Raw genomic sequence first — 14,633 nt, 5'->3', positions numbered from 1 at the left:
CTGGATCCGTTCCCCAGCCAGGTGAACCCCAACGCGAAGGCGGGATACTGAATAAAATTGATAGCCAACTATATGACCGAAGGTAAAACAGAGGCGGGAGGTCTAAATTTAGGTCCATAAGAAGCGGCGGGCCCGGCAGCCCGGACCCGCCGTCTCGGCTGGAATGACGGAGGATGTCAGTTACGTTTAGAACCGATGAGATTATTAAGGCTTCGAAGCTGCCGCCTGAAGGCGTGGCGATGTCCAGGCACATCGACTACATTTATTTCATTCCGATTTTGTTTGTCACCATCGTCGGAACCTTCCACATGCACTTCGACCTGCTGGCGGGGGACTGGGACTTCTGGTTGGATTGGAAGGATCGTCAATGGTGGCCGATCGTGACCCCGATCACGGCGATCACGTTCTGTGCGGCGCTCCAGTACTACAATTGGGTGAACTATCGGCAGCCATTTGGAGCGACGATCTGCATCCTGGCCCTTCTGGCCGGTAAATGGGTGACGATCGTTGCCGCCTGGTGGTGGTGGTCCAACTATCCCTACAACTTCGTGATGCCGGCCACGTTGCTTCCGAGCGCGATTGTCCTGGACATTACCTTGTTGTTGACCAGGAACTGGACGTTGACGGCGGTCATTGGGGCCTGGATGTTTGCAGCCTTGTTCTATCCGACCAACTGGGCCATCTTTGCCTATAGCCATACGCCGCTCGTCGTCGATGGCACCTTGCTGTCCTGGGCGGACTATATGGGTTTCTTGTACGTTCGTACCGGTACTCCTGAGTACATCCGGATGATCGAGGTGGGCTCGCTGCGGACCTTCGGCGGTCACAGCACCATGATCTCATCCTTCTTTGCCGCGTTCGCGTCGTCGTTGATGTACATCCTGTGGTGGCAGTTCGGGAAGTTCTTCTGCACGTCCTACTTCTACCTGACGGATGACAGACAGCGGACCACGAAAGTGTACGACGTGTTTGCCTATGCAACGCTGGCGAACCAGGACAAAGCAAAAATCGGGGGGAAAGCATGAACGCCAAACACACCTTTAAACTCTGGGTAATGGGCATCTGCGGGGCGGCGACGCTGGCACTTACGCCTGTTGTCGATATCACTCCCGCATTTGCACACGGTGAGCGTTCACAGGAACCGTTCCTGCGGATGCGTACCGTGAACTGGTATGACACCGAATGGGTCGGAAAATCGACCAAAGTCAATGACGTGACGGAACTGAAAGGTAAGTTTCACTTGTCCGAGGACTGGCCTCGTGCGGTCGTGAAACCCAACCGTACCTTCATCAACGTCGGTTCTCCAAGTTCCGTCTTTGTGCGTCTGAGCTCGAAGGTCAATGGAACACCGATGTTCGTCTCGGGGCCAATGGAAATCGGGCGTGACTACGAATACGTCGTCACATTGAAAGCTCGGCTCCCCGGCCACCACCATCTTCATCCGATGTTTGCCGTCAAGGATGCGGGTCCGATCGCAGGACCTGGCGGATGGATGGATATCACGGGTCGATATGAAGACTTCACCAATCCGATTAAGACGCTGACCGGTGAAACCTTCGATTCAGAGACCATGGGCACGGCAACGGGAATCATGTGGCACCTGTTCTGGGCCGCAGTGGCCATCTTCTGGGTCGGCTTCTTCATGATTCGGCCGATGTACCTGGTTCGTGCGCGGGTGTTGGCGGCCTATGGAGATGAGATTCTCCTTGACCCAATCGACCGGAAGGTTGGTACGGCGGTGCTGATCTTCACCTTGGTCGTCGTGACGGTCGGGTATCTGGCTGCAGATGCACGGCATCCGGTGACCGTGCCACTTCAGGCCGGTGAAACCAAGGTAAAACCGCTGCCGGTCAAGCCGAACCCGTTGATGGTTGAAGTGACTCATGCTGAGTACGATGTTCCGGGTCGTGCCTTGCGCATGACTCTTCATGCGACGAATAACGGCACGGAACCGGTCACCATCGGAGAATTCACTACGGCAGGTATCCGGTTTACCAACAAGGTTGGGGCTGCTAAGCTCGATCCTAATTATCCACCAGAGCTGGTCGCACAAGCCGGCTTGACAATGGATAACGAAGCTCCGATTCAACCTGGTCAGACCGTCGACATCAAGGTCGAGTCCAAGGACGTTCTCTGGGAAGTGCAGCGGTTAGTGGACATCCTCCACGACCCGGATCAGCGCTTCGCAGGGCTGTTGATGTCCTGGACCGACAAGGGTGAACGGCTCATCAACCCGATCTGGGCGCCGGTTCTCCCAGTCTTCACACGACTGGGCGCCTAGAGAGTCACGCGCAACTGACAAGACGCCGATCCGCCCCATCGCAAGATGGCCAGGCGGGTCGGCGTTTTTGTTTTCCCCCATTTAGCACCAGTCCCATGTGTCCCCTCTCCTCTCTTTCTCTTCTCCAGTGTCATCTTCAGAAGACACGTAGCGTGTCCGAGTCATCCGTCTGAAGCCTCATTTTATAGTGGATTGGCTGGAACAACCTCGCCACGTTGTCAAACCTTGCTCTGCCGTCAATGGTTCTGTATGATAGCACTGGCTTTTGGCGAGAGAGCCACTAAAACAAACCGCTTCTTCGTGGCTCGGCCACGGGCTTCCTCATGATACACTCCACTTGATCCATGGACGCCCCTTCAAGTTCCTCCGCTCCTTCGCAGTTATTCGACACCATCGGCCGGATTGCCATCCGACATTTCCCCACCGCCGACACCATTGACGCCCATCGACTGCGGGACTATGGAATTGCCGCCTTTACCTTCTTCAGCGTGGGGGTCAGCTGTTTAATGGAAATCGGCGCAAGCGTGGAACGCCAACAAATGCTCGGTACGTTTGCATGGATTTTTCTCGGTATTTTGCTGCTCGGTGAGAGTCGAGAAACCAAGGTTCAGGTCATCATTGCCGTGCTGTTTGCGACTATTGGGGAGCATTTCGCTTCGCTTTACATGGGGGGATACACATACCGGTTCGAGAATGTGCCCGCCTATGTTCCGCCAGGTCACGGGATGGTGTACTTGACCGCTGTGGCACTCGCACGATCGGCCTTGTTTGTTCGTTACCCCGTGAAAATCGCCCTCTTTGTGATCGGGGTATGGGGAACGTGGTCCCTCTGGGGCATCAGCGGCTATCCCGATCGTGGAGATTGGGTTGGAGCCTTGTTGTTTTCCGTATTTTTGGTCTGGCTGCTGATCGGGCGATCCCCCATGGTCTATCTGGCGGCTTTTTTTATTACGACCTGGCTGGAACTGATCGGCACCGCGGTCGGCGCTTGGAAGTGGGCCGCCATTGATCCTTTACTGGGATGGCCGCAAGGCAATCCCCCAAGTGGAGTCGGTGCCTGGTACTGCCTCGTTGATGCGGTTGCGATAGGAGGAGCAGGGCCTGCACTCCATTGGCTCCGGCGTGTCTCTCAATGGTACACCTCTACGGCGCTCCACAAACGAACTCGCCGTGTCAAATGATACGAACGTCTTCACAAAGAAACCGCATGGACCGCCGCATAAAACTCGGACCATTCTTCACTCTCTTCTGGTCTCGGCCGGTCAACCATTGATTCCGACCATGGCACCTATGCATCACATGAAGCGTTATGTTGTCGAGCTTTCATCGCTTCATAAGCCCTCACGTCGTGAGTGAGCGGATCGACGCTCTATTCGGAGGTCAGCGTGGCAGGAGACAAACGGATACGAGTCATATCGCTACAGGTCGGCCTGCCTAAAACTGTCGGGATTGTCGAAGGAGCTGACCCACATGATCAGAGATGGACGACCGGCTTCTTTAAGCATCCGACGACCGCATCCCTATGGCTTGGACGTCTCAACCTCGATGGAGACGGGCAAGCGGATTTAGACAATCATGGTGGACCTGATAAAGCGGTGAATGTCTACCCAGGTGAACACTACCCTTATTGGACTCAAACCATAGGACTGACGAATCTTCAAGCAGGTGGGTTCGGAGAAAATTTTACAACCGAAGGCGCATTGGAGAGTGACATCTGTATCGGCGACGTGTTTGAAATCGGGGAATCTCGTGTGCAAGTCTCACAGCCCAGACAACCCTGTTGGAAGCTGGCACGCCGTTGGGGGGTAAAGGATTTGGCTCTTCGTGTTCAGGAAACGGGTCGTACTGGTTGGTATTTCAGAGTGCTCCGTGAAGGACATGTTCGGGCAGGGAGCGACTTGGTGTTAGTGGACCGACCGTATCCCCGGTGGACGGTGTCCGCAGCAAACCAGGTCATGCATCATCGGTTGAATGACAGGCAGGCGGCGAGAGAGCTTGCTAATTGTGTGCCTCTCTCATCACGATGGCGCACGAAGCTTGAACGACGGGCGATCACAGGAATACACGAGCAGACGGCTTCTCGACTCGACGGACCACTTCCCAAATAGACCGCCTCCCGCTTGTCACCATTCCCAATCTCCATAAAACAACATCAGGACCGCATTCTTTTCAATGAATACGGTCCTGATGCGATGACCTAGCCGCACTTATGCCTGAGCCTGCTAGTCTTTCTCGTCTTCGTCGTCGTCAGCTTTCTTTTTTACTTCCTTTATTACAGGCTTCCCTTGGGCAATGCTGGCATTGAGATCATGCTCAGGTACCTTTTTATGCACGAGATTTTGATGACAGTCAATGCACGTCGCCCCCTCGCTTTGCATCTTGGCATGTGCCGCTTTGGCTGAAGCCCCCGGCGGCTTCGTATTCTTGTGGCAGGCTCGACAGGTCAGACTATCCCATTCTTTGAGCTTCATGCGAGCACGGTAGGCCGCTTCCGGCCGGTGTTCGTTGAACTTCTCAACCGTTGAATAGTCCGTGGTGAATTCCTTGATGAGGAACGGCACCCCATCGACCACGTGCGTATAGATCGCCTTATGGAAATTTGAGAGCCCTTGAGGTACATGGCAGTCCTTACACCCTGGATCCATGCCAAGAGCCCCCCAATGTGAGGACTTCTTCAACTCCTCATAGGGGTATATTTCCGAGTGACAACTGATGCAAAATTCCGTCCTTGAAATGGCGGCTTCACCGCCGAAAACGACGGTGATCAACCCTATTCCAAGAACGGCTCCAGCAGCTAACGTTCCAAGCTTTGGCATTGTTATTCATCCCCAGCCTTGTCTGACTTCACCGGCGGCTTGGCATTCTTCTGGAATTCTTCATGGAACTTGGGCATTGGCGGCCCGGTAAATGTGCCGGCCAGCTTGAAGTGTTCATGCATCGCCTTGTCGTTCCGAACGGATTTTTCAAAGTCAAACTCGTACTTCTTGTCTACCTTCGGAGTGAATGGGGTGTATGGTTTCTTCACACCTTTCCACGGCGATCCCTCATAATTGAGATGGCACGCGTTACACTTTTCCTGGAATTCAAAATCTTGCCCCGCTTCAACCAGGTTGGCTCGCTCCATCGTCTTCTGGGACTTCTCATAAGCTTCACCGGCTTTTCTATGGATCTTTCGGTAATCACTCCCGGCACCATGGCAAGACTCGCAACCGACACCAGTTAGGAATTTCTCCGGCTCTTCGATGACGTACCCGCCTTCCTTACCGAACCCATCGACATGGCATCCAACGCAATCTTTATCTTTTGTATAGTCCTTCTTAGGGTCCAGCTTGGCCTTGACCATCGCCTCGTCCTTCTTCTTGCCTCTGCTGGGCTTGAGCGACTCCATTGCCTTACCATGGAGAGTCTTTTCCCATGACTCACCTTCACCTTTATGACAGTTGAAGCATTTCTTTCGTCCCTCGAATGTCCCTTCCGCCCAAGCCGTCCCTGCCACGGCCAGAAATACGGCAGCAGCGGCGAATGTGTAAACTATGCGGTGATTCACGGCATCTCCTTTCCGGTAAGTATATAAATAACACCTGTAATCTTTGTCATGAATATATTCTACTAGAAAATCGTACTGGTAACATGTCCTCTAATCCCAATCAGCGGAGTCAGTTTACCATGAGCGAATTCCAGACTGCCACCCTCATATTTTAGTGATTGTTCGATTCAGGACAGGTCTCAATCAGCCGGTATCTTGTAGACCCAATAGCCACCGTGCTTGTGTACCAATTGCAACGCCTGAAAGTCGATGGGTGTTGAGTTCATATTCGGCAGCATATGAGCCAATAGAGTTTTTCCGTCTTTACCTTCATTCAAAAAATAAGCACGCACGACCTTTTCCGAAATGGATTGCAACGTATAGGTATTGTATCCATTCTCCTTCATCCACGCCTTGACCTGTCCGGCAAGCCCATGGACGTTACCGGTTAATGGGAAGTCTTTAAATGCAATGTCCATTCGATCAGGCCGCATCAACCCAAGTTTGTAGAGATCCGCGGGGTGGACCACGATATAGGCGTCTCGCGAGCCTACCAGTTCGCGAAGCATGGCAACCCCTTTATTCGCATCCGAAGACAATGCATCGACAAACCGTTGGAATTTGAGATCTTCGTCCGAGGAGCGGGCTGTTCCCCAAAATTGACGTTCATACTCCTCGATAACACTCGCACGATCTTTCCAATAAGAGGGGGCAATGAGCGGCTTCCCCAGATGAGACGTAAACAAGGTATCCCGGTCTGATAAAAGACCGAGTTGTCGAGAGGTGTCCCACCAGGCTAGGATCACCGCCTCTTTCGGTACATGTTTCGTAATATCTGTCGCAATCGTGGTAAGTTCCGACAGATCATTCCCCATCGATCCCACCGGTTCTGAAACGAGATTTTCCCAGTTTAAAAGGACAGACGTACCGTCTTTTTTACCGGCTCGATAAGCAATGGCAATCGGCTTATCTACTGACTGAACTCGCACTTCGTATTTACTGATTTGTAACTCCGGCCAGTCCTGCAGTCCGAGGCTCCCAAACTTATTCACGCTACCTTCATCAACCAAGTGATAGCTGTAGGGAGCAGGGGCCGGCTTAAACCAAAGGTAGGCAAACCATCCGAGCAAAAAAAGACCTCCCGTCACCAGGAGGAATCCCAGTGACGGGAGGATCTTCAGCCCGGACGGACGTGACACCGAGTCACTCAGTGACGACGTCCCGTTCACTGCTACTTCTTGTGCCGCCGCCAACCGGCGAGAGCCAGGGTCCCGGCCAGCATCATGCCGCCGCCGATCCCGCCGAGCGACAACTTGCCGCTGTCGCTGTCCAGATCCAGCCCACTATGCTTCATCTGGCCCTCGAGCTTGGCCACCCGCGCTTGCAGATCCAACTTTTCTTTCAGCCGGGTGTCATCGTCCATGATTTCCACATAAGCCCGGTTCATCGCCGCCCAACCCACCGTATAGGTGTAGCCCCAATATTGGTGGGCCAAGCTGACATGCAATTGCACCAGGTGATCTTCGGCCATTTCAAACAATTTCAACTCATTGGCCGCCGGGTTATTCCCCTTCGACCAATAGATCTGGAAAAACTTTTCAAATCCATCGGTTTCAGGAGCCGGAGGGGCCGGGCGGTTGGTCTTCTGCCCGGTCAACAACCCGCTCTTATACTGTTCCTCGACGACATGATGGGCTTCGTCATACTTGTCCAAACCCGAGAAGGTCCCGTTATCCATGAACTCCATCCAGGCTCGGGCATAGGTTTCCGAGTGACAATTGGTACAGGTCTTCACCCAGGCATCGTTCCGCTTCTCGGCCCAGTCGGTCTTGATGTTCTCACGAATGCCGGGCACGAAGGGATAGTTGGCCCACCGCACCTTCCGCACGACGTTGTGCGCGATCTTGCCTTGATACTCCATGTGGCAGTATTGGCAGGTCGGGGCGGTTTCCGCACCCTTGGCCATGGCTTCCTTGATGGGAATGTTGAAGTTCCAGTGATCTTTGTCGCGCTGATACTTCAGCCCGTGCTTGGAGAGATTGTACGCTTCCCAGTTGTTGTGGTCCGCTCCGCTATGGCACTGGGCGCAGACTTCGGGCTTGCGGGATTCCGCCACGGAGAATTCATGCCGCGCGTGGCACGTATCGCACTTGTTCTGATTGATGTGACAGCCCGTGCAGCCGTCGGCGATCTCCCGCTGCGGCATGCCGGCATAGACTTCCACTTCGACGTTGGCGCGGTAGTCCAAGGCATGGGACGGCCGGCCCTTGGGCCACTGATCCTTCGGCCAGGTAATGGAGTCGCGCTCGGATTCCCGCTCCGCAAATTCCTGCAAGTGACAGGTGCCGCAGGTATCCGCGGTGGCGAGCTTGATGTCCTTCCGGTGATCGGCCTTGTTCTTGGTATTGATATCGAAGTGGCAATCGATACAGCCCACTTCTTTCAGCTTCTCGCCCTTGCCCAACTTGCCCATCGACCGGAGATTCTCTTCGATGGCTTCCAGTTTGGCCTTTTTGTAGAAGGTGTCGTCCTTCGGGGTCAGTTTGCGGATCTTGTCCAGGTTGGCATGGGTGCTCTTTTTCCACGCGGCCACCCAGCCCGGCGATTCATCTGTGTGACACTTCACGCACTGCTCCCGGCTGGCGACTTCCTTCACCGCCTGCGGGGGCTTATAAAAGGTGTGGGGGTCGAAATACTTGCTGAAGGAAACGGGCTGCCAATAGTCCCCGTACTTCCCCTTCCCTTGCCCATTCTGGTTGGGGTCCATGTACCGCTTGACGAGCGCTTCGTACAGTTCCTTCGGCGAGGCGGATCGATCGATCTTCAGGGCCTCGTAGGTTTCCTTCGGCACGGTGGGGAAATTCGCCTGGGCCTGGGCGGCGGCGAACACGCCACAGACCACCAGGGCATACTTCACCATGTTCTTTACCATCACAGTTTGACTCCTTCCGTTGATGGACGGTGCGCATTGGCTTTCATAAAAGGTTCGTTCGACTCACTTCTGTTTTTATACTGATTCATTTGAGCAAGTTCTCTAAAAAGAATGGCGGCGAAATATAGCTTAGCCCTATGCGAGTGTCAAGCAATTTTACATGGATCTTGACCATTGGAACCTCGCGCAATTATTCGGAGAACAAAAGAATTCCATTGCAAGAATTTCATCACATCTAGGGTCGTTCCCGATCGATGACGACAGTGATATTTTCCGTCCCTGGTTTAATCGGCTGACTCATGCCTTCCAAGTCCCCGCTTTCAGGCATCGCCTTTCCGGATTTTGACAGGCGTGCAACGATAACCACCGTGTCGATGTCCGACAATTTCCTCGACGGCATAGGGCTGGTTGAATCATCGAGTCGAAACGTGAAGGGCAAATCTTTTTTCGATGCCCGCACGATGGACACCGGCATCGGAGGACCGGCGACGTCCTTTGCAAATACGAACAAGGTATCCGGGAGCGATGCTTTGTTGGCCAGACTCGGCCCCAACACCACTTTGCCCGTGATCGCCCGAGACTGTCCGGGTCGGGCCGTCGGTTTGGCCGGCTTGGCTTCTTCCATCGGCGGATTCGCGACCAACATATTCATGCTGGGACCGCCGCCTAGGCGCCGTTTGGCTTCAGCGATACTGGCCTTGAGTTGATCGGAGGACTCCTGATCGTCGGCAGGAAGATAGGTGTGAGCTTCTTCCCATTCCTTAGCCGCGCGCGCGAAATCTTTTCGGTTGTAAGCGATCGTGCCTGACAGCATCAGCGCTTTCACATTATGCGGATCGAGCTTGAGGGCTTTTTGAATCAAGGTCTCCGGTCTTCCTTCCAGCTTGCGCCCTTGGTGCACACCCAGCGCGTCCGCATAGTCGGCCAGCAAACTCGCGTTATTCGGATCAAGCTTCGTGGCCCTCTCGAAAATCGGCACCGCATCCGCATACCGCTCCATCGCCATATAGGACCTGGCCAAGAGCCCCCACCCGACTGGATCATTGGGATTCTGCTCGAGCTTCTTGCGCAACTGCTCGATCAAGGTGTTCAAACTGTCCGCCACCTGAACATCATCGCCGGATCCACCTGGGGAAGCAGCCGATACCGCGGGATGCGTCATCGCGGCAGGATTTCCCAACGTCCAATAGAGCACGCCGCTGGAAGCCGGAATAATCAACGCCAGGGAGAGCGCCACGACTCGGAGATTCACGAATCCTTCCGGAGCAGCCGGATGGACGTCGGCTGCACCCGTCTCGTCCAACACACGACGTTCCAGCTCAGTTCGCGCCGTTTGGTACTGCTCATCCGTCAACAATCCATCGGCTCGATCTTGCTCCAGCTCGGAAAATTGTTGCCGATACACCGGCAGCGTTTTGTCTCGTTCGTTTGCCGTCTGCACGGGACGTTTCAATAACGGTCGCAGCAACAATCCAAGGATGGACAGGGTCATGGCGGACACAATCACCCAAAATGTCACGGTCATGATCGCTTGCCTCCTTCCGCCAATAATTGTTCAACTCGTCGATGTTCTTCTTCCGTCACCGGTGCGGCGACCACCTTGTTCGCTCGCCGCCGCAACGTGATCACCAGCACCGTGGCTCCGATGGTCAAGAGGACGAACGGACCGATCCACAGCAATGTGGTGGTGGCCTTGAGCGGCGGCCGATACAGCACGAAATCTCCGTAACGCGCCGTAAGGAATTCGATGATCTCGGCGTCGCTCATATCCTTCGCGATCATGTCCCGAACTTCCCGGCGCAGGTCTTCCGCCAACGGGGCGTTGGAATCGGCCAATGTTTGATTCTGGCAGACCAGACATCGCAGCTCGACGGCGAGATGCTTGAGCCGTGCCTCGACAGCCGGGTCATCGGCCAGCGGCCTGGCTTCTCCGCCCCACGCTTGTCCGGACAGCAGCAGCATGCTGAGGATCAACCAGTTCATTGTGATTCAAGTTCCTTCACAAGGGGAATAATCTTCTTGGCGACCGTGTCGGGATCCAGCGGCCCGATCTGTTTATAACGGATCAAGCCCTGCTTATCGATGACGTAGGTTTCCGGAACCCCATAGACTCCGTAGTTGATACCGACCCTGCCGGCGTCATCGACTCCGACCACCGGGTAGGGATTGCCCCACCGGCTCAACCAGTTCATCGCCTCGTCCCGTTGGTCTTTATAGTCCATCCCGTAGATCGGCACTTCCCCGGATTTGGCCAGCTCCATGAGTACCGGATGTTCCGTCTTACACCCGCTACACCACGAGGCCCAAAAATTCAGCAACCACACTTTTCCCTTGAGATCGGCCGGCGAAAACAGCTTGGTCTGATCGTAGAGCTGCGGCTGGGAAAAGTCAGGCGCGGCTTTCCCGACGAGTGGAGAGGGAATTTCCCGAGGATTGAGTCTGAGCCCGATCCCGAGAAAAACCACGACCACGATAAAAATGGACAGCGGCAGGAGGAACCGGTTCATGCCACTTTTCGCCTAGCCGCTCTGGTCGACGCAGGCACGGCCGGCTCTTGCCGACGCCATGCGATTCGATACCGGCGATCGCTGATGGCGAGCGCGCCACCCATCGCCATGATAAAGCATCCACCCCAAATCCAATCCACGAACGGCTTATGATAGAGCCGCACACTCCACGCTCCATCATCGAGCGGTTCTCCGAGCGACACATAGAGATCGCGCAACAATCCGGGATCGATTGCCGCTTCCGTCATGACCTGATTCTGAACGGCATACCGTCGCTTCTCCGGGTAGAGGACCGTCGTTTCTCGACCGTCGCGACTCACCGAGAAGGTTCCACGGGCCGCGGTATAATTGGGGCCAACGACATCCTGCGCCCCGTCGAATCGGAACGTATAGTCGCCGATCGTCGCCGTCTCGCCCACGTTCATCCGCACGTCTTTCTCGGTCTCGAATCCCTTCACCATCGTGACGCCGACGATGAAGACCGCCACCCCGACGTGCGCCACGAGCATCCCCCAGTACGACCGAGAGATCCCGGCCAGTTGAGGGCCCAGTCCGCTGCCGGCGGTATGAGCCAGCCGTTCACGCAACGTCACCACCGCCGTTGTCACGATCCAGATGGCCAACAGCAACCCGAGGCTGAGCAGCGGAGTCCACTGACCCATGATAAACGGGAGCGCAACCGCCGTGGCCACGCTCACTCCGAACGCCCACTTCAGCCGCTTGGCAAGATCGGGCAAGTCGGCTTTCTTCCATTTCGCAAGCGGTCCGATTCCCATCAGGAAGAGGGCCGGTGCCATCAAGGGAACGAAGACCGAATCAAAATACGGAGGTCCTACCGAAATTTTCCCGAGATCCAACGCATCCAGAAACAAGGGGTATAACGTACCCAGCAATACCGACCCCATCGCCGCAACCAGCAACACGTTGTTCGCCAGCAACAGGCCTTCTCGCGACACCATGGCGAAACTGCCGCCCAAGCCGACACGCGGCGCCCGCCAGGCGTACAAGGCCAGCGACCCACCGATGACGATGGCTAAGAAAGCCAGGATGAACAGACCGCGCTTAGGATCCGTGGCGAATGCATGCACGGAGGTCAAGACACCGGAGCGGACGAGGAATGTCCCTAAAAGGCTCAACGAAAAGGCCATGATGGCGAGCAGGACGGTCCATACCTTGAAGCCCCCTCGCTTGTCGGTCACGGCCAGTGAATGCACCAACGCCGTGCCGGCCAGCCAGGGCATGAATGACGCATTCTCGACCGGATCCCAGAACCACCATCCGCCCCACCCCAATTCGTAGTAAGCCCACCCGCTTCCCATGGCGATGCCGACCGTCAAAAAACACCAGGCGACGGTGGTCCATGGCCGGGACCAGCGGGCCCAGGCCGCATCGAGGTTGCCTCCCAACAGGGCGGCGATCGCGAAGGCGAAGGCCACCGAGAATCCGACATAACCCATATAGAGCATCGGAGGATGGATGACCATCCCGGGGTCTTGCAACAGGGGATTGAGGTCGCGCCCGTCAGGAGCGGCGGGAATCAGCCGCTCAAACGGATTCGAGACCGTCAACATGAACAGAAGAAAGCCGACGCTGACAAGGCCCATCACGCCGAGAATGCGGGAACGCGTGGCTTCCGGAAGATGAGCGGAAAAGAGAGTCACGGCAAACATCCAGATGGTCAGGATGAAGGTCCACAACAAGAGTGATCCTTCATGTGCCCCCCAAATCGCGGCCAAGCGATAATGCAGCGGCAGCTGGGAGTTCGACGTCGCGGCCACATACAGCACGGAGAAATCTTTGTCGGCAAAGGCATAGCCGAGGCAGCAAAACGCCGTGAGCACCAAGAAGAACTGCCCTCGCGCCGCCGGTTTCGCCACAGCCATCAACGCCGAGTTCCCGACGGCGGCACCGTAGATGGGGAGAATGCCCTGCACCACGGCGACGCACAGTGCAAGAATCAACGCGAAATGACCGATCTCTGGAATCATAGTGAATCTTTCCTACCTTCAGGAACCACGAGTGACTTACTTTGTTGCGCCCCGGATGCCTTCGCCTTCGCCAGCGCTTCGGCCGCCTCGGGCGGCATATAGTTTTCATCGTGCTTGGCCAACACTTCGCTGGCGACAAACGTGCCGTCGCCGTTGAGTTTGCCTTGCGCCACGGCGCCTTTGCCTTCCTTGAAAAGATCCGGCAGAATCCCTTTATAGGTCACCGGGACCCTCTTTGCGGTATCGGTCACGATGAACCGAACCGTCAACCCATCGTTCTCGCGAACAAGACTCCCGTCTTCCACCATCCCGCCGATCCGGAAGCTCCGCCCTTGCGGCACTTCACCGTTCACCACTTGCGTGGGCGTGAAAAAGAAGACGAGATTGCTTTGGAAGGCATTCAAGATCAACACCGTCGCCACACCTAAGACAACCAACCCCAGACCGATAAAGGCAAAACGCTTATGTCGCGGTTTCATCCATGCCTCCTAACAACGCAGCCCGCTGTTCAGCGCGTGTCGCAGCCCGTCGGCGCCACAAAGCCAACACTTCCCACACCATGCACAACGCCGTGGCCGCAAACGAGGTCCAGACATAGAGCCCATACCCTCCCATCGCAAAGAATTCGGACGCGCTTCCCCACTGCATCAGCGAGCCTCCGCCGCTTCCTGAATCGCAGTCGATTTTCCCTCCCACAGGGGCAGGGATTCCCGCTCCACCATGATACAGCGGACGCGCGCAAGGATGACGGCGATGCTGTAGAGCCAGAACGCCAGCGTCATGATGAGCATGGCGGTCAACATCGTGGCGGCCATCTTCGAGCCCGTGGCCATGCTGACCGACGCCCCTTGATGCAACGTATTCCACCACTGCACGGAAAAATAGATGATCGGCACGTTCACGACCCCGACCAACGCGAATACAGCACTTGATCGGTCCGCGCGGCGTACCTCATCCATCGACGTGCGTAACAACATGACGCCCGCATACTGAAATAGCAGAATCAGTTCAGAAGTCAGCCTGGCATCCCACACCCACCAGGCTCCCCATGTCGGCTTCCCCCACATCGCCCCGGTTAGCAACGCCAAGAAGGTAAACATGGCCCCGGTAGGAGCGATTGCCTGCGCCATCATGAAGGACAGGCGCGCGTTGAGTCCCATTCCGACGCCGGCCCACACGGCCATGACGACATAGAGGAACATCGACATCCACGCGGCCGGGACATGGACGAAGATGATGCGATACGCGTCACCCTGCTGAAAATCGGTCGGCGCGACGAAAAATCCCAGATAGAGTCCTACCCCCATCAAGAGAACCGCCACGGCCGAAAACCAGGGAATGAGTCGGCCGGCCAGAGGATAAAAGGCTTGAGGCGCTGAATATTTCGACCAATTCACGT

At 55.7% G+C, this 14,633-nt stretch carries 16 protein-coding genes; 5 read left to right on the top strand and 11 right to left on the bottom strand.

Annotated elements, in window-relative coordinates; translation table 11 throughout:
• Nucleotides 1–173: 173 nt before the first annotated feature.
• The 5 genes from A4E19_11555 (at nt 174) to A4E19_11535 (ending at nt 4,389) form a co-directional block, all read left to right on the top strand.
• A complete protein-coding gene (locus tag A4E19_11555; protein OQW38018.1) occupies nt 174–1,025 on the top strand; it encodes a methane monooxygenase/ammonia monooxygenase subunit A in 852 nt (283 codons plus the stop codon).
• Nucleotides 1,022–2,281, top strand: a complete 1,260-nt coding sequence (locus A4E19_11550) for a methane monooxygenase/ammonia monooxygenase subunit B (GenBank protein ID OQW38017.1) — start codon at nt 1,022–1,024, stop codon at nt 2,279–2,281. Before A4E19_11555 ends, A4E19_11550 begins: the two co-directional genes overlap by 4 nt.
• Nucleotides 2,282–2,688: 407 nt before the next feature.
• Nucleotides 2,689–3,462, top strand: coding sequence for a hypothetical protein (locus A4E19_11545; GenBank protein OQW38065.1), 774 nt, complete (start codon nt 2,689–2,691; stop codon nt 3,460–3,462).
• Nucleotides 3,452–3,637 carry a hypothetical protein gene (locus A4E19_11540; GenBank protein ID OQW38016.1) on the top strand — a complete coding sequence of 62 codons (186 nt, stop codon included), beginning with the start codon at nt 3,452–3,454 and terminating at the stop codon, nt 3,635–3,637. Before A4E19_11545 ends, A4E19_11540 begins: the two co-directional genes overlap by 11 nt.
• Nucleotides 3,634–4,389 (top strand): sulfurase, encoded by a 756-nt coding sequence (locus A4E19_11535; GenBank protein OQW38015.1) that lies wholly within the window; start codon nt 3,634–3,636, stop codon nt 4,387–4,389. The genes A4E19_11540 and A4E19_11535 overlap by 4 nt, the downstream gene beginning before the upstream one ends.
• Before the next feature lie 114 nt (nt 4,390–4,503).
• Here A4E19_11535 and A4E19_11530 read toward each other — a convergent pair whose 3' ends face one another.
• From A4E19_11530 to A4E19_11480, 11 genes are all read right to left on the bottom strand, one after another.
• Complete coding sequence (locus tag A4E19_11530) at nt 4,504–5,097, bottom strand: cytochrome C (protein OQW38014.1); 594 nt, start codon at nt 5,095–5,097, stop codon at nt 4,504–4,506.
• 2 nt (nt 5,098–5,099) lie between these two features.
• Complete coding sequence (locus tag A4E19_11525; GenBank protein OQW38013.1) at nt 5,100–5,828, bottom strand: cytochrome C554; 729 nt, start codon at nt 5,826–5,828, stop codon at nt 5,100–5,102.
• Between the two features lie 179 nt (nt 5,829–6,007).
• Nucleotides 6,008–7,036 (bottom strand): hydroxylamine oxidation protein HaoB, encoded by a 1,029-nt coding sequence (locus A4E19_11520; protein ID OQW38012.1) that lies wholly within the window; start codon nt 7,034–7,036, stop codon nt 6,008–6,010.
• 2 nt (nt 7,037–7,038) lie between these two features.
• On the bottom strand, nt 7,039–8,739 hold the full coding sequence (locus A4E19_11515; GenBank protein ID OQW38011.1) for a hydroxylamine reductase: 1,701 nt from the start codon (nt 8,737–8,739) through the stop codon (nt 7,039–7,041).
• A gap of 235 nt (nt 8,740–8,974) precedes the next feature.
• Nucleotides 8,975–10,264: a hypothetical protein gene (locus A4E19_11510; protein ID OQW38010.1), complete on the bottom strand. Its 1,290-nt coding sequence runs from the start codon at nt 10,262–10,264 to the stop codon at nt 8,975–8,977.
• The gene (locus tag A4E19_11505; GenBank protein ID OQW38009.1) at nt 10,261–10,722 is read right to left on the bottom strand and encodes a cytochrome C biogenesis protein; all 462 of its coding nucleotides are present in this window, start codon (nt 10,720–10,722) and stop codon (nt 10,261–10,263) included. Before A4E19_11505 ends, A4E19_11510 begins: the two co-directional genes overlap by 4 nt.
• Nucleotides 10,719–11,246, bottom strand: coding sequence for a thiol:disulfide interchange protein (locus tag A4E19_11500; protein OQW38008.1), 528 nt, complete (start codon nt 11,244–11,246; stop codon nt 10,719–10,721). The genes A4E19_11505 and A4E19_11500 overlap by 4 nt, the downstream gene beginning before the upstream one ends.
• Nucleotides 11,243–13,234 carry a c-type cytochrome biogenesis protein CcmF gene (locus tag A4E19_11495; GenBank protein OQW38007.1) on the bottom strand — a complete coding sequence of 664 codons (1,992 nt, stop codon included), beginning with the start codon at nt 13,232–13,234 and terminating at the stop codon, nt 11,243–11,245. Before A4E19_11495 ends, A4E19_11500 begins: the two co-directional genes overlap by 4 nt.
• Entirely contained in the window at nt 13,231–13,713 is a 483-nt protein-coding gene (locus tag A4E19_11490; protein OQW38006.1) for a cytochrome c biogenesis protein CcmE, read from the bottom strand. The genes A4E19_11495 and A4E19_11490 overlap by 4 nt, the downstream gene beginning before the upstream one ends.
• Nucleotides 13,697–13,882, bottom strand: coding sequence for a hypothetical protein (locus A4E19_11485; protein ID OQW38005.1), 186 nt, complete (start codon nt 13,880–13,882; stop codon nt 13,697–13,699). Before A4E19_11485 ends, A4E19_11490 begins: the two co-directional genes overlap by 17 nt.
• Nucleotides 13,882–14,631, bottom strand: a complete 750-nt coding sequence (locus A4E19_11480) for a heme ABC transporter permease (GenBank protein OQW38004.1) — start codon at nt 14,629–14,631, stop codon at nt 13,882–13,884. The genes A4E19_11485 and A4E19_11480 overlap by 1 nt, the downstream gene beginning before the upstream one ends.
• Nucleotides 14,632–14,633 lie beyond the last annotated feature (2 nt).

It is taken from the genome of Nitrospira sp. SG-bin1, from assembly GCA_002083365.1.
Lineage (GTDB): Bacteria > Nitrospirota > Nitrospiria > Nitrospirales > Nitrospiraceae > Nitrospira_D.
The sequence above is the reverse complement of the archived record's forward strand: the minus strand, read 5'-3'. Positions and strand labels throughout refer to the sequence as shown.